Annotated in this window: 13 protein-coding genes and 1 tRNA gene; 8 read left to right on the top strand and 6 right to left on the bottom strand. The window is 71.2% G+C overall.

Annotation, left to right across the window (positions count from 1 at the left end):
- Nucleotides 1–748: 748 nt before the first annotated feature.
- The 5 genes from KUM39_RS22005 to KUM39_RS21985 all read left to right on the top strand — a co-directional run bounded on the left by KUM39_RS22005 (nt 749) and on the right by KUM39_RS21985 (nt 6,377).
- Nucleotides 749–1,954: a branched-chain amino acid ABC transporter substrate-binding protein gene (locus KUM39_RS22005; RefSeq protein ID WP_217787472.1), complete on the top strand. Its 1,206-nt coding sequence runs from the start codon at nt 749–751 to the stop codon at nt 1,952–1,954.
- A 105-nt stretch (nt 1,955–2,059) separates the two neighbouring features.
- Complete coding sequence (locus KUM39_RS22000) at nt 2,060–2,989, top strand: branched-chain amino acid ABC transporter permease (RefSeq protein ID WP_217787466.1); 930 nt, start codon at nt 2,060–2,062, stop codon at nt 2,987–2,989.
- A 2-nt stretch (nt 2,990–2,991) separates the two neighbouring features.
- Nucleotides 2,992–4,791, top strand: a complete 1,800-nt coding sequence (locus tag KUM39_RS21995) for a branched-chain amino acid ABC transporter permease (RefSeq protein WP_217787465.1) — start codon at nt 2,992–2,994, stop codon at nt 4,789–4,791.
- Nucleotides 4,792–4,797: 6 nt separating this feature from the next.
- Nucleotides 4,798–5,664, top strand: coding sequence for an ABC transporter ATP-binding protein (locus KUM39_RS28615; protein ID WP_217787464.1), 867 nt, complete (start codon nt 4,798–4,800; stop codon nt 5,662–5,664).
- Nucleotides 5,661–6,377, top strand: a complete 717-nt coding sequence (locus KUM39_RS21985) for an ABC transporter ATP-binding protein (protein ID WP_217787463.1) — start codon at nt 5,661–5,663, stop codon at nt 6,375–6,377. The genes KUM39_RS28615 and KUM39_RS21985 overlap by 4 nt, the downstream gene beginning before the upstream one ends.
- A 152-nt stretch (nt 6,378–6,529) precedes the next feature.
- Here KUM39_RS21985 and KUM39_RS21980 read toward each other — a convergent pair whose 3' ends face one another.
- Nucleotides 6,530–7,183 carry an ANTAR domain-containing response regulator gene (locus tag KUM39_RS21980; RefSeq protein ID WP_217787462.1) on the bottom strand — a complete coding sequence of 218 codons (654 nt, stop codon included), beginning with the start codon at nt 7,181–7,183 and terminating at the stop codon, nt 6,530–6,532.
- Between the two features lie 103 nt (nt 7,184–7,286).
- On the opposite strand from KUM39_RS21980, the gene KUM39_RS21975 reads away from it, so the two are divergent.
- A tRNA-Leu gene (locus KUM39_RS21975) sits at nt 7,287–7,369 on the top strand.
- Between the two features lie 175 nt (nt 7,370–7,544).
- Here KUM39_RS21975 and pyk read toward each other — a convergent pair.
- Nucleotides 7,545–8,981 (bottom strand): pyruvate kinase, encoded by a 1,437-nt coding sequence (pyk, locus tag KUM39_RS21970; protein ID WP_217787461.1) that lies wholly within the window; start codon nt 8,979–8,981, stop codon nt 7,545–7,547.
- Between the two features lie 274 nt (nt 8,982–9,255).
- Here pyk and KUM39_RS21965 point away from each other — a divergent pair, with 274 nt between their 5' ends.
- The gene (locus tag KUM39_RS21965; protein ID WP_217787460.1) at nt 9,256–11,079 is read left to right on the top strand and encodes a bifunctional metallophosphatase/5'-nucleotidase; all 1,824 of its coding nucleotides are present in this window, start codon (nt 9,256–9,258) and stop codon (nt 11,077–11,079) included.
- 141 nt (nt 11,080–11,220) lie between these two features.
- Here the strand turns inward: KUM39_RS21965 and KUM39_RS21960 are convergent, their stop codons facing one another.
- The 4 genes from KUM39_RS21960 to KUM39_RS21945 all read right to left on the bottom strand — a co-directional run bounded on the left by KUM39_RS21960 (nt 11,221) and on the right by KUM39_RS21945 (nt 17,374).
- The gene (locus KUM39_RS21960) at nt 11,221–12,690 is read right to left on the bottom strand and encodes a lysine N(6)-hydroxylase/L-ornithine N(5)-oxygenase family protein (protein WP_217787459.1); all 1,470 of its coding nucleotides are present in this window, start codon (nt 12,688–12,690) and stop codon (nt 11,221–11,223) included.
- Complete coding sequence (locus KUM39_RS21955) at nt 12,687–14,054, bottom strand: pyridoxal phosphate-dependent decarboxylase family protein (RefSeq protein WP_217787458.1); 1,368 nt, start codon at nt 14,052–14,054, stop codon at nt 12,687–12,689. The genes KUM39_RS21960 and KUM39_RS21955 overlap by 4 nt, the downstream gene beginning before the upstream one ends.
- A gap of 364 nt (nt 14,055–14,418) precedes the next feature.
- Nucleotides 14,419–16,896 carry an aminopeptidase N gene (gene pepN / locus KUM39_RS21950; protein ID WP_217787457.1) on the bottom strand — a complete coding sequence of 826 codons (2,478 nt, stop codon included), beginning with the start codon at nt 16,894–16,896 and terminating at the stop codon, nt 14,419–14,421.
- Between the two features lie 67 nt (nt 16,897–16,963).
- Nucleotides 16,964–17,374: a chorismate mutase gene (locus KUM39_RS21945; RefSeq protein WP_217787456.1), complete on the bottom strand. Its 411-nt coding sequence runs from the start codon at nt 17,372–17,374 to the stop codon at nt 16,964–16,966.
- Nucleotides 17,375–17,530: 156 nt separating this feature from the next.
- Here KUM39_RS21945 and KUM39_RS21940 point away from each other — a divergent pair, with 156 nt between their 5' ends.
- Nucleotides 17,531–18,430 (top strand): hypothetical protein, encoded by a 900-nt coding sequence (locus KUM39_RS21940; RefSeq protein ID WP_217787455.1) that lies wholly within the window; start codon nt 17,531–17,533, stop codon nt 18,428–18,430.
- Nucleotides 18,431–18,489 lie beyond the last annotated feature (59 nt).

Genomic DNA, 18,489 nt, shown 5'->3' with positions numbered 1-18,489 from the left:
GGCCCGCCGGTGACCGTACCGGCGGGCCCACCCGCTTCCGCATGCCCACGCCCTCACCCTGCGGGCCCACCCGACAGCCCCACCCGCTTCCGTGTACCCGCACTCCGCCAGGCGGGCCAGCACCCGCCCCCCGCCACCGCCCGGCCGACACTCCCACCCCCACTCGACCGACCGGCGCCCCATCTGACCTGCATATACCGTCCCCTTACCCACGCATAACCCACCGAACAAACCCACACGAGCGCACCATCACCGATTCGGAATTCATCCCTCCGCATATCGGTACCGCAGACCTGCACGCGCGGAAATGGATGCTCATTACACGGTATTGCGGAATCCGGACACTCTCTTCATCGCCGTAACACTGCGTAACGCGCAGGCAATGCGTACTGCCACCCGCGCCGGGCGTGCGGAGGCGTCCAGGAGCGCTCCGCGGGGGTGGCGGGGCCCCGACTGCCAGGCTCCGTACGGGTTTTGGCCCTGACCGACCGGAAGTGCGGATTCTCAGAATGTGGACCGACGGGGAATTCGACCGAAACGGCGGCAAGCCCCACAGGTCGAACTCCACCGGCGATCTCGTCATAACAAGAAAGTCACAAGCGAGCGCACGGCGATACCCAGGTCAATGAACCGGGCTTAGAGTCACGGCCAGTCACCGCTCCATCAGGAGTTCGGTACCGGCACGGCGCCAGGCCCTTGAAGGGGGCGGCAACGCCTGCGGAAAGGATCGATTGTGCGACAGCGTTCTGTGGTGATTCTTACCTCCGTCCTGACCACCGGGGCTCTGACTCTCACCGCCTGCGGCTCCCGCAACGACGACAGCAAGGGCGGCGACGGCAATGTGACGGTGACCATCGGCGTGGACGCGCCGCTGACCGGCCAGAACTCGGCCACCGGCCTCGGCATCCAGTACGGCGCGCAGATCGCCGTGGACGACGCCAACAAGAACAAGTCCGTCCCCGGCGTCACCTTCAAGGTGAAGGCGCTGGACGACAAGGCGATCCCGGCCACCGGCCAGCAGAACGCCTCGCAGTTCGTGGCCGAGAAGGACGTCCTCGGCGTCGTCGGCCCGCTGAACTCCGGTGTGGCCACGCAGATGCAGCAGGTGCTGTCGGCGGCGAACCTGGTGGAGATCTCCCCCTCCAACACCGCCCCGGAGCTGACCCAGGGCAAGGACTGGCAGACCAGCAAGTCCCGCCCGTTCAAGAACTACTTCCGCACCGCGACCACCGACGCCCTGCAGGGCGCGTTCGCGGCGGACTACGCGGTGAACGGCCTCAAGAAGAAGAAGGCCTTCGTCGTGGACGACAAGCAGACCTACGGCGCGGGCCTCTCCAAGATCTTCAAGGAGCAGTTCGTCAAGCAGGGCGGCCAGGTCATCGGCACCGACCACGTCAACACCGGTGACCGCGACTTCTCCACCCTCGCCACCAAGATCAAGAAGTCGGGGGCCGACCTGCTGTACTACGGCGGCCAGTACGACGAGTCGCAGGTGCTCACCAAGCAGCTCAAGGAAGCGGGGGCCAACATCCCGCTGTTCGGCGGCGACGGCATGTTCACCCCGACCTACATCAAGACCGCGGGCAAGGCCGCCGAGGGCGACCTCGTGACCTCCATCGGTGTCCCCGTGGACACCCTGCCCGCCGCGAAGACCTTCGTGGACACCTACAAGGCGAAGAAGTACCCCGGCGACTACGGCACGTACGGCTCGTACGCGTACGACGCGACGACCGCGATCATCAAGGCCGTCGGCCAGGTCGTGAAGGACGGCAAGATCCCGAGCGACGCCCGCAACCAGGTCGTGGACGCCGTGCAGAAGAGCTCCTTCGACGGCATCTCCGGGAAGATCTCGTTCGACGAGTTCGGTGACACCACCAACAAGCAGCTGACCGTGTACCAGGTCACCAACGGTGAGTGGAAGTCCGTCAAGAGCGGCGTGGCCACCCCGAAGTAGCCGAGCCGGACACACCGCACCACCAGGGCCGCGCGGCACCGACCACCGTCACCGCGCGGCCCGCTCTCTACCCCCCGACTCTCCCCACCACATGGAGGCCACGCGGTGAACACCCTGCCGCAGCAGCTGGCCAACGGGCTGTTCCTCGGCTCGATGTACGGGCTGATCGCCATCGGTTACACGATGGTGTACGGCATCGTCCAGCTCATCAACTTCGCCCACGGCGAGATCTTCATGACGGGCGGCTTCGGCGCCCTCACCGTCTACCTCGCCCTGCCGGACGGCATATCCATGTGGATAGCCCTGCCGGCGATGCTCCTCGGCGGTGCGCTGGTCGCCGTGCTCATCGCCGTCGGCGCCGAGCGCTTCGCGTACCGTCCGCTGCGCGGGGCGCCACGCCTCGCGCCCCTGATCACCGCCATCGGCCTCTCCCTCGCCATCAAGGAGGCCGTCTTCAACTGGTACCCGGACGCGAAGACCTCGCGCGTCTTCCCGCAACTGCCGTTCGGGCCGCTGCACCTCGGCTCGGTCACCGTGCAGAGCGGCGACGTGTTCCTGATCCTCGCCGCCCCGCTGTGCATGGCGGTCCTCGGGTTCTTCGTCCGCTTCTCCCGCACCGGCCGCGCCATGCAGGCCACCGCGCAGGACCCGGACACCGCCCAGCTGATGGGCATCGACACCAACCGCATCATCGTGGTCGCGTTCGCCATCGGCGGCTTCTTCGCGGCGGTCGCCGGTCTGTCGTACGGCCTCAAGTACGGCTCGGTCGCCTACGACATGGGCTTCCTCGCCGGTCTGAAGGCGTTCACCGCGGCTGTCCTCGGCGGCATCGGCAACATCTACGGCGCGATGCTCGGCGGTCTGGTCCTCGGGATCGCGGAGGCGATGGCCACCGCCTACATCTCCGACATCCCCGGCATGCAGCAGCTCGGCGGCGGCAGCTGGGCGCCCGTGTGGGCGTTCGTGCTCCTCATTCTGGTGCTGCTCTTCCGACCACAGGGTCTGCTGGGCGAACGCGTCGCGGACAGGGCCTGACCATGACCAACACCGAGAAGAGCCCCGTCCTCCCGCTGCCCGCACCGCTCGCGCGTCCGCTGGCCGCCGCGGGCGCCGTGGTCACCATCGCCTCCGCCTTCATGTCCTGGACGTGGACGTCGGACTTCCCCGGCGACCTGACCGTCTACGGCTACCCGGCGGGCCTCCAGGTGATCACCCTGGTCGTCGCCGCCGTCGCGCTGGTCTTCCTCCTCGCCGGGTACGGCGTGCGCGGCCTGGCCCGGATCAACCCCAGCGGCAGCGACAACACCGCCGCGCTGTTCGCGCTCGGCACGTTCGTCGTCGTCTGGTTCACCGTCATCGCCATCGCCGTGGACCTCGGCGGGCTGGTCAACGTGGACCCCGGCGGCTTCGTCGCCGCCGTCGGCGCGCTGCTCCTCGCGGTCGGCGCGCTCGCCCTGCCGCTGGACCGGCGGCCCGCCGAACCCGCGCTCCGGGGGACCGCCGCGCTGGGCCGCGCGCTGCGCTTCCTGCGGCTCGCCAAGCCGGCCGCCCGGCCCGCCGCGCCGTCCGGGGCGGTGGCCGACCGGCTCGCCATCACCGTCGGCACCGCGCTCGGCCTGGTGGTCTTCACCTACGGCATCGGCATCGACAACGACGACAGCGAGACGTTCATCGGCTACGCGATCGCCGTCGGCTTCGCCGCCTGGGCGCTGGTGCACGCCGGTCTGCTGGACCGGTACGCGCGGATCTCCGCCCGTCACCGCGGCTTCGCCGCGACGCTGGCCTTCGCCGCCGCCGCGGTCTTCCCGTTCACCCAGAGCGACGACCACAACGCCAACGTCGGCGTGAACATCCTGATCTTCGCCACCGTCGCCCTCGGCCTGAACATCGTCGTCGGCCTCACCGGCCTGCTCGACCTCGGCTACGTCGCCTTCCTCGGTGTCGGCGCCTACGCGGCGGCACTGGTGTCCGGGTCGGAGTACTCCCCGATCTCCGGCGCGCAGTTCCCGTTCTGGGCCGCCGCGCTCACCGGCATGGCGGCCTCGCTGGCCTTCGGTGTGCTGATCGGTGCCCCGACGCTGCGGCTGCGCGGCGACTACCTGGCGATCGTCACCCTCGGTTTCGGTGAGATCTTCCGGATCGCCGTCAACAGCCTCGACGGCGACTCCGGCCCGAACATCACCCGCGGCCCCAACGGCATCACCCAGATCCCGGACCTGAACATCTTCGGGTTCAACCTGGGCGAGCCGCACCAGATCGCCGGGTTCACCCTCGGCCGGTTCGCCAACTACATGTTCCTGATGCTGATCGTCACCGCGATCGTGGTCCTGGTGTACACCCGCGCCGCCGACTCCCGGATCGGCCGCTCCTGGATCGCGATCCGGGAGGACGAGACCGCCGCCACCGCGATGGGCATCAACGGCTTCCGGGTCAAGCTGATCGCGTTCGCGCTCGGCGCTTCCCTCGCGGGCCTGGCCGGTGCGGTGATGGCGCACGTCAACTACAGCGTCAACCCGCAGCCGTACCAGTTCGCGGGCGCGGCCCCGCCCAACTCGGCGTTCCTGCTGGCCGCGGTCGTCCTCGGCGGCATGGGCACCGTCAGCGGCCCGCTGCTCGGCGCCAGCATCCTCTATCTGGTCCCGGAGAAGCTCCAGTTCCTGCAGAACTACGAGCTGCTGGCCTTCGGCATCGCGCTGGTCCTGCTGATGCGGTTCCGCCCGGAGGGCATCATCGCCGACCGGCGGCGCAAGCTGGAGTTCCACGAGACCGACCAGCTGGACGTACCGGCGCAGAAGACGCTGACCGACGAACCGGCCGCGACCAGGGCTGGGGCGTGAGGAACGATGACGACACCTGTACTCGAAGCCCGTGACGTCACCATGCGGTTCGGCGGCCTCACCGCCGTCCGGTCGGTGGACATCACGGTCAACAGCGGCGAGATCGTCGGGCTGATCGGCCCGAACGGTGCCGGGAAGACCACCTTCTTCAACTGCCTCACCGGGCTGTACGTACCCACCGAGGGCACGGTCTCCTTCCGGGGCAAGGTGCTGCCGCCCAAGCCGCATCTGGTGACCCAGGCGGGCATCGCCCGTACGTTCCAGAACATCCGGCTGTTCGCCAACATGACCGTCCTGGAGAACGTCCTCGTCGGCCGGCACACCCGCACGAAGGAGGGCCTGTGGTCCGCGCTGCTGCGGGGGCCCGGCTTCAAGAAGGCGGAGGCGGAGTCCGAGGCGAAGGCGATGGAGCTGCTGGAGTTCGTCGGCCTCGCCGGGAAGCGGGAGCACCTGGCACGCAACCTCCCCTACGGCGAGCAGCGGAAGCTGGAGATCGCCCGCGCGCTGGCCAGCGAGCCCGGCCTGTTGCTGCTGGACGAGCCGACGGCCGGTATGAACCCGCAGGAGACGCGGGCCACGGAGGAACTCGTCTTCTCCATCCGGGACAAGGGCGTCGCCGTGCTCGTCATCGAGCACGACATGCGCTTCATCTTCAACCTCTGCGACCGGGTCGCCGTGCTCGTGCAGGGCGAGAAGCTGGTCGAGGGCACCTCCGAGGTCGTCCAGGCCGACGAGCGTGTCGTCGCCGCCTATCTGGGCGAGCCCTTCGAGGGCGACCCCGGTGAGGCGGAGGCCGCAGAGGTGGCGGCGGCCGAGGCCGCCGCCGGGAGCGGAGGCGCGGAGAGCGCCGGTACCAAGGGAGAGGCCCAGTGACCGCACTGCTGGAGGTCGAGGACCTCAGGGTCGCCTACGGCAAGATCGAGGCCGTCAAGGGCATCTCGTTCAGCGTCGAGGCCGGGCAGGTCGTCACCCTGATCGGCACCAACGGCGCGGGCAAGACGACCACGCTGCGTACGCTCTCGGGGCTGCTGAAGCCGTCGTCGGGGAAGGTCGTGTTCGACGGCCGCCCGCTCGGCAGCGTCCCCGCCCACAAGATCGTCTCTCTCGGGCTCGCCCACTCCCCCGAGGGGCGGCACATCTTCCCGCGCCTGACGATCACGGAGAACCTCCAGCTCGGGGCGTTCCTGCGGAAGGACAAGGCGGGCATCGAACGCGACATCCAGCGCGCCTACGACCTCTTCCCCATCCTCGGTGAGCGCCGTAAGCAGGCGGCGGGCACTCTGTCCGGGGGGGAGCAGCAGATGCTGGCGATGGGCAGGGCGCTGATGTCGCAGCCGAAGCTGCTGATGCTGGACGAGCCGTCGATGGGGCTGTCGCCGATCATGATGCAGAAGATCATGGCGACCATCGTGGAGCTGAAGGCGCAGGGGACGACGATCCTGCTGGTCGAGCAGAACGCGCAGGCCGCGCTGTCGCTGGCCGACCGGGGACATGTGATGGAGACGGGTTCCATCGTGCTGTCGGGCAGCGGGCGGGACCTGCTGCACGACGAGTCGGTGCGCAAGGCGTATCTCGGCGAGGACTGAGAACGCCCCGGACACGGAGAGGCCCGCGCCCCCCAGCACAGGGAGCGCGGGCCTCTTCGTACGCCTGCCGGAGTGCGCCTGCGGACGCACGCCTGCCGGGGTGGGACTGCTGCGGCACGCCTGCCGACGGGTGTCCGCCCGGGGGCGGCGGCTCAGCCCTTCTTCGACTTCTTCTCGTCGCTGTCCGCGATGACCGCCTCCGCGACCTGCTGCATGGACAGGCGGCGGTCCATCGAGGTCTTCTGAATCCAGCGGAACGCGGCCGGTTCGGTCAGGCCGTACTCGGTCTGGAGGATGGACTTGGCGCGGTCCACCAGCTTGCGGGTCTCCAGGCGCAGGGTGAGGTCGGCGACCTCGTTCTCCAGCTGCTTCAGCTCGGTGAAGCGCGAGACGGCCATCTCGATGGCCGGGACGACGTCGCTCTTGCTGAACGGCTTCACCAGATACGCCATCGCGCCCGCGTCGCGGGCCCGCTCGACCAGGTCGCGCTGGGAGAAGGCGGTGAGCATGAGGACCGGGGCGATGGACTCGGCGGCGATCTTCTCGGCGGCCGAGATGCCGTCCAGCTTGGGCATCTTCACATCGAGGATGACCAGATCGGGGCGGTGCTCGCGGGCCAGTTCCACGGCCTGCTCCCCGTCCCCAGCCTCACCGACGACGGTGTAGCCCTCCTCCTCCAGCATCTCCTTGAGGTCGAGCCGGATCAGGGCCTCGTCCTCGGCGATGACGACCCGGGTCGTCAGCGGAGGCACGTGCGACTTGTTGTCGTCGGGCGCGTCTTCGGGCTGGGGCGACTCGGTGGTCACGGGGGCTCCTTGGTGCGGGCCGGAACAGGTACTGCTACGTGAAGCAGCCTACCTAGCGGCGGCCCGGCATGGTGACCCGGTATGCTTCCGAGCAGCCGGTCCGGCCGGGTTGGTGGAATGGCATACACGGATGTCTCAAACACATCTGCCCGAAAGGGCTTGCGGGTTCGAGTCCCGCACCCGGCACCGATGCGAGCACCGCGGAGCACCCGAACAGGCACCGCGCGCACCGGTACGAACACCCCGTGAGGCGGGGCACCACCCCTGAGTGGTGCCCCGCCTCACGCGTTCCCGGCCACCTTCGCGTAAGGCCGCCCTCGCGTACGCCCGCCTTCGCGCCCGGCCGCCCTCGCGCACGCCCTCAGCGCGGGCTGTCGTCCTCACCGATGTGATGCACCCGGACCATGTTCGTGGACCCCGCGACGCCGGGCGGGGAGCCCGCCGTGATCACCGCGACCTCGCCGCGCGCGCAGCGGGCGTGCCGCAGCAGCAGCTCGTCCACCTGGTCGATCATCGCGTCCGTGGACTCCACCCGCGGGCCGAGGAAGGTCTCCACGCCCCAGGTCAGGCTGAGCTGGGCGCGGGTGGCCGGGTCGGGGGTGAAGGCCAGCAACGGGATGGGCGAGCGGTAGCGGGAGAGCCGCCGGGCGGTGTCGCCCGACTGGGTGAAGGCGACCAGGAAGCGGGCGCCGAGGAAGTCGCCCAGCTCGGCGGCGGCACGGGCGACGGCACCGCCCTGGGTACGAGGCTTGGTCCGCTCACTCAGCGGGCGCAGCCCGTCCGCGAGGACGGTCTCCTCGGCGGCCTCGACGATCTTCGCCATCGTACGGACGGTCTCGACGGGGTGGCGGCCCACGCTGGTCTCGCCGGAGAGCATCACCGCGTCGGTGCCGTCGATGACGGCGTTGGCCACGTCGGACGCCTCGGCGCGGGTGGGGCGGGCGTTGTCGATCATCGAGTCGAGCATCTGGGTGGCGACGATGACGGGCTTGGCGTTGCGCCGGGCCAGCTTGATCGCCCGCTTCTGCACGATCGGCACCCGCTCCAGCGGCATCTCCACGCCGAGGTCGCCGCGCGCCACCATGATCCCGTCGAAGGCGGCGACGATGTCCTCGATGTGCTCGACCGCCTGCGGCTTCTCGACCTTGGCGATGACCGGGACCCGGTGCCCCTCCTCGTCCATGATCCGGTGCACGTCCTTGGCGTCCGCGCCGGTACGGACGAAGGAGAGGGCGACGATGTCGCAGCCGGTGCGCAGCGCCCAGCGCAGGTCCTCCTCGTCCTTCTCGGAGAGCGCGGGCACGGACACCGCGACGCCGGGGAGGTTGAGGCCCTTGTGGTCGGAGATCACGCCGCCCTCGATCACCCGGGTGCGCACCCGGGGCCCGTCCACGGCGGTGACCTCCAGGCACACCCTGCCGTCGTCCACCAGGACCCGTTCGCCGGGTGCCACGTCGGCGGCGAGACCGGCGTAGGTGGTGCCGCAGGTGTTCCGGTCGCCCTCGACGCCGTCCTCGACGGTGATGGTGAACGTGTCGCCGCGTTCGAGGAGTACGGGCCCCTCGGCGAAACGGCCCAACCGGATCTTCGGTCCTTGAAGGTCGGCGAGGATGCCGACGCTGCGCCCGGCCTCGTCGGCTGCCTCGCGGACCCGCCGGAACCGCTGCTCGTGCTCGGCCCGGCTGCCGTGGCTGAGGTTGAGGCGGGCCACGTCCATTCCGGCCTCGACCAGTGCCTTGATCCGGTCGTACGAGTCGGTGGCGGGGCCCAGGGTGCAGACGATCTTCGCTCGGCGCATGGTTCGAGCGTATGCCTTACCAGCGGGTAGGGACTCAGGGGCACATGACCTCTCAACGACCTTTGCGTGACCGGCCGTTGACAAGTGTTGAAGTGTGCGAAGACCCGCTCCTTTGAGCGAATCGGGCCGCTCGGGTGACCGCACCGGCCGCTCCGGCACGCGGACGGCGCCTTCGCGCGGTCACCGGATCGCAACCTCCCGGACCTGTTGCCGGACGTTGTGGACACGTCAGAATCTACGCGCGTCGTTGACCGTTCTCCGAGGAGTTGCAGAGATGCCCTTGAACCGCCGGAAGTTCCTGAAGAAGACCGCCGCGACCGGGGCGGGCGCGGCCGTGGCCGGCGCGGTGGCGGCTCCCTCGGCACAGGCCGCCGTCGCGCACGGCGGGCACGGCCACGGCGGCCACGGCCCGCGCGAGAAGCGGTACTCCCTCACCGTCCTGGGCACCACCGACCTGCACGGTCACGTCTTCAACTGGGACTACTTCAAGAACGCCGACTACTCCGACGCGGGCGGCAACGCGCAGGGCCTGGCCCGGATCTCCACGCTGGTCGAGCAGATCCGCACGGAGCGGGGCCGCCACAACACGATGCTGATCGACGCGGGCGACACCATCCAGGGCACCCCGCTGACGTACTACTACGCCAAGGTGGACCCGATCACCGCCAAGGGCGGCCCGGTGCACCCGATGGCGAAGGCCATGAACGCGATCGGGTACGACGCCGCCGCGCTCGGCAACCACGAGTTCAACTACGGCATCGAGACCCTGCGCCGCTTCGAGCAGCAGCTCGGCTTCCCGCTGCTCGGCGCCAACGCCGTGGACGCCAAGACCCTCAAGCCCGCCTTCCCCGCGTACGTCATGAAGACGTTCCGGGTGCACGGCGCCCCGCCCGTCAAGGTGGCCGTGCTCGGGCTGACCAACCCCGGCATCGCCATCTGGGACAAGGCGTACGTGCAGGGCAGGCTGGCCTTCCCCGGTCTGGAGGAGCAGGCCGCGAAGTGGGTGCCGAAGCTGCGCTCGATGGGCGCGGACGTGGTGATCGTCTCCGCGCACTCGGGCACCTCCGGCAACTCCTCGTACGGTGACCAGCTCCCCTACGTCGAGGACGCGGCGGCGAACGTGGCGCGGCAGGTGCCGGGCATCGACGCGATCCTGGTCGGGCACGCGCACCAGGAGATCCCGGAGCTGAAGGTCGTCAACGAGAAGACCGGCCGCACGGTCGTGCTGTCGGAGCCGCTGTGCTTCGCGGAGCGGCTCAGCGTGTTCGACGTGGAGCTGGTGCTGCGCCGGGGCCGCTGGTGCGTGGAGTCGGTCGCGGCCTCGCTGCGGAACTCGGCGTCGGTGGCGGACGATCCCCGCATCACCTCGCTGCTGAAGCGGGAGCACGCCAAGGTCGTCGCGTACGTCAACCAGGTGGTGGGCACCGCGACCGCGACCCTGACCACGGTCGAGGCGCGCTACAAGGACGCCCCGATCATCGACCTGATCACCAAGGTCCAGGAGGACGTGGTGAAGGCGGCGCTGGCGGGCACCGCGTACGCGGAACTGCCGGTGCTCGCGCAGGCGTCGCCGTTCTCCCGCACCTCGCAGATCCCGGCGGGCGACGTGACGATCCGGGACCTGTCCGGGCTGTACGTCTACGACAACACGCTGGTCGCCAAGGTGATGACGGGCGCCCAGGTGCGCGCGTACCTCGAATACTCGGCCGGGTACTACAACCAGACCGCCGCCGGGGCGCCCGTGGACGTGGAGAAGCTGACGAACGCGGGCGGCCGTCCGGACTACAACTACGACTACGTGTCCGGCCTGACGTACGACATCGACATCGCGCAGCCCGCCGGGTCGCGGGTCAGGAACCTGTCCCACGGCGGCGCCCCGCTGGACGACGCGGCCCGGTTCGTGTTCGCGGTGAACAACTACCGCGCCAACGGCGGCGGCGCGTTCCCGCACGTGGCGGCGGCGCAGGAACTGTGGTCGGAGTCCACCGAGATCCGCACCCGGATCGCGGAGTGGGTGACGGCGAAGGGGGTGCTGGACCCGAAGGACTTCGCCTCGGTGGACTGGAAGCTGACCCGCGACGGCACGCCGGTGTTCTGACTCCCCTCGGGCGTGGCCCTCTTGGCGAAGAGGGCCACGTCCACGGCGGCGGCCGTCGCCCTCGTACCGGTGTCGTTCACGTGCCGCCCGTCGGCGCGGTCGTGGGCGGCCGGAGAAAAAATGGGGAGTGCGGGGCGCCGCTCAGCGGCCCTCGGTGAGCGGGATCAGCGGGACGAGTTGTCTGGCCTGCCGGGCGTGCGGGACGCGGTGGCGCTGTTCGCCCAGCCCGAAGGTGGTGAACGCGGTGCGGGCGGGCAGCGGATACGGTTCGGCGCCGGTGACGGAGTTGAGGATGGACGCGCCGCGCCAGGCGGTGAGGCCGAGGTCGGGCGCGCCGACGCCGTGGGTGTGCTGCTCCGCGTTCTGCACGAACACCGAGCCGGTCACCGAGGGGTCCAGCACCAGCCGGAACTCCTCGTCCACGCGCGGGCGTTCGCGGTTGTCCCGGCGCATGTACGGGTCGAGTCCGGCGAGCAGCCGCCCGAGCGGACGTTCGCGGTAGCCGGTGGCGAGCACGACGGCGCCGGTGGTGAGGCGGGAGCGGGTGCCCTGCTGGAGGTGCTCCAGGTGGAGTTCGACCTTGGTGGTGGCGAGCCGCCCGGCGGTGCGGACCCGGACACCGGGGGTGAGGACGGCGTCGGGCCAGCCGCCGTCCATGCTGCGCCGGTACAGCTCCCCGTGGATGGCGGCGAGGGTGGCGGCGTCGATCCCCTTGTGCAACTGCCACTGCGCGGAGACCAGTTGGTCCCGGACCGGTTCGGCCAGGGCGTGGAAGTAGCGGGTGTAGTCGGGGGTGAAGTGCTCCAGGCCGAGCTTCGAGTACTCCATCGGCGCGAACGCCTGCGTCCGGCCGATCCAGTGCAGTTTCTCGCGGCCCGCCGGGCGGTGGCGGAGCAGGTCGAGGAAGATCTCGGCGCCGGACTGGCCGGAGCCGACCACCGTGATGTGCTCGGCGGCGAGCAGGGCGGCCCGGTGGTCGAGGTAGTCGGCGGCGTGCACGACGGGCACGCGGGGGTCGTCGGCCAGCGGGCGCAGCGGGTCGGGGACGTGCGGGGCGGTGCCGATGCCGAGGACGACGTTGCGGGCGTGGGTCCGGCCGAGCGCCTCGGCCTCGCCGTGCGCGTCGAGCTGGGTGAAGTCGATCTCGAACAGGGCGCGTTCGGGGTTCCAGCGGACGGCGTCCACCTGATGGCGGTAGCGCAGCGCGGGCAGGCCGCGGGAGACCCAGCGGCAGTAGGCGTCGTACTCGGCGCGCTGGATGTGGAAGTGCTCGGAGAAGTAGAAGGGGAAGAGGCGTTCGCGGGTGCGGAGGTAGTTGAGGAAACTCCAGTGGCTGGTGGGGTCGATGAGGGTCACCAGGTCGGCCAGGAAGGGGACTTGGAGGGTGGCTCCGTCGATGAGGAGACCGGGGTGCCAGTCGAAGGAGGGGCGCTGCTCGTAGAAGACCGCGTCGAGTCCGTCGAGGGGGTGGGCGAGGGCCGCGAGCGAGAGGTTGCAGGGGCCGATGCCGATGCCGACGAGGTCGCGGGGGGCGTCGGGGTCCTGGCGGGGACCGGGTTCCGGCAGCCGGTCCGGACCGGGCTCGGGTTCCTGGCGCGGGGGGTTGTTCATGCGGGGGTCGTTCCTTCTGCGAGGGCGAGCAGCCGGGCGAGGTCGTCCGGCCGGGTGCGGGGGTTGAGGAAGGTGGCCTTGAACCAGAGGCGGCCGTCGGCGCGGGCCCGGCCCAGGACGGCGCGGCCGGTGTGCAGCAGGGTCCGGCGGGTCTCCGCGACGGTGGTGTCGGCCGCGCCCGCGGGGCGGAACAGGACGGTGCTGATGACGGGGGTGTCGTACAGCTCGAAGCCGGGGTGCGCGTCCACGAGGCGGGCGAAGTCCTTTGCGTGCGCGCAGACTTGGTCCACCAGGGCGCCGAGTCCGCTCCGGCCGAGGGTGCGCAGGGTGACGGCGGTCTTCAGGATGTCCGGGCGGCGGGTGGTGCGCGGGGAGCGGCCGAGCAGGTCGGGCAGACCCGCCTCGGTGTCGTCGTCGGCGTTGAGGTAGTCGGCGCGCTGGTGCAGGGCGGCGAGGTCGGCGGGGTCCCTGACCGCGAGGAGTCCGGCGGCGGCCGGTTGCCAGCCGAGTTTGTGCAGGTCGAGGGTGACGGTGTGGGCCGCGTCGAGTCCGTCGAGCAGATGCCGGTGGCGGTCGCTGAACGCCAGTCCGCCGCCGTACGCCGCGTCGATGTGCAGCCGCGCGCCGTGCGCCGCGCAGAGCCGGGCGATCTCGGGGAGCGGGTCGATCAGTCCGGCGTCGGTGGTGCCCGCGGTGGCCGCGACCAGCAGCGGGCCGGGCAGCGTGGCCAGCGCGGTCTCCAGCGCGACCGGGTCAAGGGTGCCGCCGGGGGCGGGTACGACGACGGGGTCCGGCAGGCCGAGCAGCCAGGCCGCGCGGGGCAGGGAGTGGTGGGCGTTGGCGCCGTGCAGGAGGCGGAGCGCGCCGGGGGCGCCGGTCGTCTCGCGGGCCAGGAGGAGGGCGAGTTGGTTGGACTCCGTGCCGCCGGTGGTGACGAGCGCGTCCGCGAGGCCGACGGCTCCCGCGAGGGCGCGGGTGACGGCCGCTTCCAACTCCGAGGCGGCCGGGGCCTGGTCCCAGGAGTCCATCGAGGGGTTCAGCACGCTCGCGGCGAGGTCGGCCGCCGCCGCGAGCGCCAGCGGCGGGCAGTGCAGGTGCGCCGCGCACAGGGGGTCCGCCGGGTCCGCCGCGCCCGCCGCGACGGCCTGGACGAGGGTGCGGAGGGCGTCGGGGTCGCCCTGCTCGGGCAGGGGGTCCCGCAGGGCGGCGGCCATCCCCGCGGCCACCGCTCGTGGCCCGCCTGTCGGCAGGGGGCCGCCTCGTTCCTTCGCGCCCTGTACGAGGGCTTCCAGCACGGTGTCGAGGAGGGGCCGCAGTGCCGCGGTGCCCCCGGGGCCCGAGGCGAGGGGTGGCGGCGTGGGCATGCGGCTCCTGACGGCGGTCCTTCACTGGTCGCCTGTCAGTCTGTGCGGGTCGCCTCCGGCGTGTCCCCCAAGTCTCCCTAACCAACCCGAAAGGGGGTACGCGGCGCTGGCCTCGGCCGTGTCCTGTGCGGGTCCGCTGCCGCTGGGCGCGCAGTTCCCCGCGCCCCTCAAGACACGGCCGTCTCTCGCGTGCACCTCCACCGTGGCTGCTCGCGCAGTTCCCCGCGCCCCTCAAGACACGGCCGTCTCTCGCGTGCACCTCCACCGTGGCTGCTCGCGCAGTTCCCCGCGCCCCTCAAGACACGGCCGTCTCTCGCTTGCACGTCCGCCGTGGTTGCTCGCGCCCCTGGGAGGCGGCTGCCCCCTAGCCGCGGGCGCGCAATGCGCGTGCCAGGTCGTCGAGTTCGTCCACCAGGCGGCGGCGCAGGGAGATCACCGGTTCCGCGTCGTGGAGGCAGGTTTCGCCCAGGGTCAGGGTTTCCCGGGTCACCGCGTGGTGGGGGAAGGCCCAGCGGCCGACGGCGCTGGCGATGGCGGGACCCCGGCGGGCTGCCAGGGGGACGGCGTCCTTGAAGTAGAGGGGGACGAAGTCGGCGAGGAGGTCGGCCTGTTCGGGCTGCCAGAAGCCGCGGGCGGTGGCGGTGAAGAGGTAGTTGGAGAGGGTGTCGGAGTGGAACATCCGCTCCCAGGCGGCCTGTTTGGCGGCGGGGTCGGGAAGGGCGGCCCGGCACAGCGCGGCGCCCTCCTCACCGGTGGCCGACGGGTCGCGCTCCAGCTCGGCGGCGATGGCGGCCTCGTCGGTGGCGCCGAGTACGGCGAGTCGGCCGAGGACGCGCCAGCGCAGCTCGGGGTCGATCTCGGGTCCGCCGGGCACCGTACCGTCGGCGAGCCAGGCGGCGATGGTGTCGGGGTGGGCGGCGACGTCGATGAAGTGGCGTACGGCGACGAGCCGGAGGCCGGGGTTGTCGCCGTCCTCGGTGCGGCGGAGCAGGTCGCGGCAGAGGGAGGAGAGGAGGGAGAGCGCGGCCGGGCGGTCCTCGGGTGCCAGGTAGCGGTCGGCCACGTGGGCGGAGGCGAAGGCGAGGACGCCCTGGACGAGGGCGAGATCGGTCTCCTTGGGGAGGTGGGCGCGGGCGGTCTCCAGGTAGGTGAGCGGCGGGAGTTCGCCGTCGCGGACCGCGTCGCGCAGCGCGTTCCAGACCACCGCGCGGGTCAGCGGGTCGGGCAGTCCGGCGAGCCCGGTGCGGAGCGCCTCGAAGGACTCGGGGTCGAAGCGGACCTTGGCGTAGGTGAGGTCGCCGTCGTTGAGGAGGAGCAGCGCGGGCCGCTTGCCCAGCGGGAGCGGTTCGCGCTGCGGGACGTCCAGGGCGAGGCGTTCGCGCAGGATCAGTCCGCCGTCGTCGGTGAGGTCGCGGTCGTAGAGCCCGGCGGTGACGAGGTGCGGGCGGCTGCCGTCGTGCGTCACGGTGAGCGCGCAGGTCCCGGCGGTGTTCTCCAGGACGGGGGTGAGCTTGTCCACGCCGGTGGTGCGCAGCCAGGCGTCGGCCCAGGCGTGCACGTCGCGTTCGGTGGCGGCGGCGAGGGAGTCGATGAAGTCGGCGAGGGTGGCGTTGCCGAACCGGTGCCGTTCGAAGTGGATGTTGATGCCCGCGAGGAAGTCCTTCTCGCCCAGCCAGGCGACGAGTTGGCGCAGTGCGGAGGCGCCCTTGGCGTAGGAGATGCCGTCGAAGTTCAGCAGGGCTGCGGCGGTGTCGTCCACGGCCTCGGGGGCGACGGGGTGGGTGGAGGGGCGCTGGTCGGCGTCGTAGCCCCACGCCTTGCGGGTCACGCCGAACTCGACCCAGGGCTGGGTGAAGCGGGTGGCCTCCAGGGTGGTCTGGTAGCCCATGTACTCCGCGAAGGACTCGTTCAGCCAGATGTCGTCCCACCACCTGAGGGTGACGAGGTCCCCGAACCACATGTGGGCCATCTCGTGCGCGATGACCATCGCGCGGGACTGCCGCTCGGTGTCGGTGACGGCGGAGCGGTAGACGAACTCGTCGCGGAAGGTGACCAGTCCGGGGTTCTCCATCGCGCCCGCGTTGAACTCGGGGACGAACGCCTGGTCGTAGGAGTCGAAGGGGTACGGCTCCGTGAACTTCTCGTGGTAGCGGTCGAAGCAGGCGCGGGTGATGTCGAGGATCTCGTCCACGTCGGTGTCGAGGTACGGCGCGAGGGAGCGGCGGCAGTGCAGGCCGAAGGGGAGGCCGCGGTGCTCGGTGCGCACGGAGTGCCAGGGTCCGGCGGCCACGGCGACGAGGTAGGTGGAGATCAGCGGGGTCGCGGCGGCCCGCCAGCGGCCGTCCCCGAGGTGCTCGGTGACACCGTTGGCGAGGACGCTCCAGCCCTCCGGCGCGGTCACCGTCACCTCGAAGACGGCCTTCAGGTCGGGCTGGTCGAAGGCGGCGAACACGCGCTGCACGTCGTCCAGGAAGAGCTGGGTGTAGACGTAGGTCTCGCCGTCGGTGGGGTCGGTGAAGCGGTGCATGCCCTCGCCGGTGCGGGAGTAGCGCATCACGGCGTCGATGCGCAGCTCGTGCTCACCGGCGGCCAGACCGGTCAGCGGGAGCCGGCCGTCGTGGAGGGCGGCGGGGTCCAGGGGCTGTCCGTCGAGGGTGACGGAACGCAGTTCGGCGGGCTTCAGTTCCACGAAGGTGTCCCCGGCGGACCGCGCGGTGAACCCGATCACGGTGCGGGACGCGAAGGTCTCGTCGCCCGTGGTGAGGTCGAGGTCGATCGCGTACCGGTGGACGTCGAGGAACTGTGCTCGGAGCTGCGCTTCGTCGCGCGTGATGACGGACATGGCTGCCATGCTGCCTGATCGGCCCGGCGCCGCACAGCGCCGGGCCGGTACAGGCCTTATGTCCGGTTCAGCGGCGGTCCCCCGCGCCGGTGACGGTCTGCGGGCCCGCTTCCGCGCCCGCCTCTCCCGCGACCGCCTCTCCCGCGCCCGCCTCCGCCGTGTCCTCCGCGATGGACTCGTGGTGCCGGATGACCTCCGCGATGATGAAGTTCAGGAACTTCTCCGCGAAGGCCGGGTCGAGGCGGGCGTCCTCGGCGAGGCCGCGCAGCCGGGCGATCTGCCGGGCCTCGCGGGCCGGGTCGGCGGGCGGCAGCTGGTGGCGGGCCTTGAGGCGGCCGACCTGCTGGGTGGCCTTGAAGCGTTCGGCGAGCATGTGGACGACGGCCGCGTCGATGTTGTCGATGCTGGCGCGCAGCCGCGTCAGTTCCCGCCGGACCTCGGGGTCCGCCTCGGGGTTTCCGGTGTCGCTGGTGGTCATGGGGCTTCACCCTAGGGCCTGTCCGGGGCGGGGTCGGCGGGTGCTCGGTATGTGGGCGGCGCACATGGTGTCCCCGCACATGTCCACGGCAGCGCACCCCCCGGCGCCCCTACAGTGGAGGGGACTTTCCGGGCGACGGCGTGGGAGGGGGCGGGTGTGGCGGACGGTGGGCCGGTCGAGCACGGTTTCCCGCATCTGGAGACGGTACGGGCGGCCGTCACCGCGCTGTACCGGCGCCTGTCGTACGACGGGGTGCGGAGCTTCGCCACGAGTGTGGCCCCGGCGGACGTGGCGTTCACGGACGGCGAGGACCTGCATCTGGGGGCGCAGCGGGTGGCCCGCGCGCTGGTCGCGCACTTCCGGCTGCCGGACGCCCGGCTGGTGGTGGCGTTCCGGGACATGACGCACGCGGCGGAGGTGGAGCTGACGGCGGGCCCGGAGTTCTTCGTGGAGCTGAACGACCGCTTCCGCACCCATCGCGCGGACATCGGCGCGGCCCTCGCCCACGAGGTCGCCCATGTCTATCTGCACCGTCTGGGCCTCGCGTTCCCCACCACGGCGGAGAACGAGATCCTCACCGACACGGTGACCACGTATCTCGGCGCGGGCTGGCTGCTGCTGGACGCCTACCGTGAGGACCGGCTGACCTCGCAGAAGCTGGGCTATCTCACCCCGGAGGAGTTCGGGTACGTCCTCGCCCGGCGGGCCGCGCTGTTCGGGGAGGACCCGTCGGTCTGGTTCAGCAGCGCGCAGGGCTACCCGGCGTATCTGCGCGGCCGGGAGCGGGCCGGGCGCGACGCCCGCCGGGCCCCGCTGGCCGACGCGGGCTGGACCGCCCGCCGCCGCTACGCCCTGGACCGCCGCCTCGCCGCCAACGGCCACCCGCACCCGGCCCGCCCGGACTCCCCCTACGAGTTCACCCGGAGCGCGGACGGCGGAGAACTCCGGGTCGCCTTCCCCTGCCCCCTCTGCGGACAGCGCATCGGAGTCCCGTCCCGCGGCCGACTCCGGGCACGCTGCGGGCTGTGCGGGACCGTGCTGGAGTGCGAGACGTAGTGGGACGGCGCACGGCGGCACGGCACATGCGACACGCGGGACATATGTGTGCGGGGCAC

This window comes from Streptomyces corallincola (assembly GCF_019104725.1).
Classification (GTDB): domain Bacteria; phylum Actinomycetota; class Actinomycetes; order Streptomycetales; family Streptomycetaceae; genus Streptomyces; species Streptomyces corallincola.
Note: the sequence above shows the minus strand (reverse complement) of the source record. Positions and strands in the feature narration are given on the sequence as shown.

Coding starts and splice junctions, on each gene's coding strand:
- KUM39_RS21995 (WP_217787465.1), top strand. CDS start 2,992: ATGACCAACACCGAGAAGAGCCCCGTCCTCCCGCTGCCCGCACCGCTC.
- KUM39_RS28615 (WP_217787464.1), top strand. CDS start 4,798: ATGACGACACCTGTACTCGAAGCCCGTGACGTCACCATGCGGTTCGGC.
- pyk (WP_217787461.1), bottom strand. CDS start 8,981: ATGCGCCGAGCGAAGATCGTCTGCACCCTGGGCCCCGCCACCGACTCG.
- KUM39_RS21965 (WP_217787460.1), top strand. CDS start 9,256: ATGCCCTTGAACCGCCGGAAGTTCCTGAAGAAGACCGCCGCGACCGGG.
- KUM39_RS21960 (WP_217787459.1), bottom strand. CDS start 12,690: ATGAACAACCCCCCGCGCCAGGAACCCGAGCCCGGTCCGGACCGGCTG.
- KUM39_RS21955 (WP_217787458.1), bottom strand. CDS start 14,054: ATGCCCACGCCGCCACCCCTCGCCTCGGGCCCCGGGGGCACCGCGGCA.
- pepN (WP_217787457.1), bottom strand. CDS start 16,896: ATGTCCGTCATCACGCGCGACGAAGCGCAGCTCCGAGCACAGTTCCTC.
- KUM39_RS21945 (WP_217787456.1), bottom strand. CDS start 17,374: ATGACCACCAGCGACACCGGAAACCCCGAGGCGGACCCCGAGGTCCGG.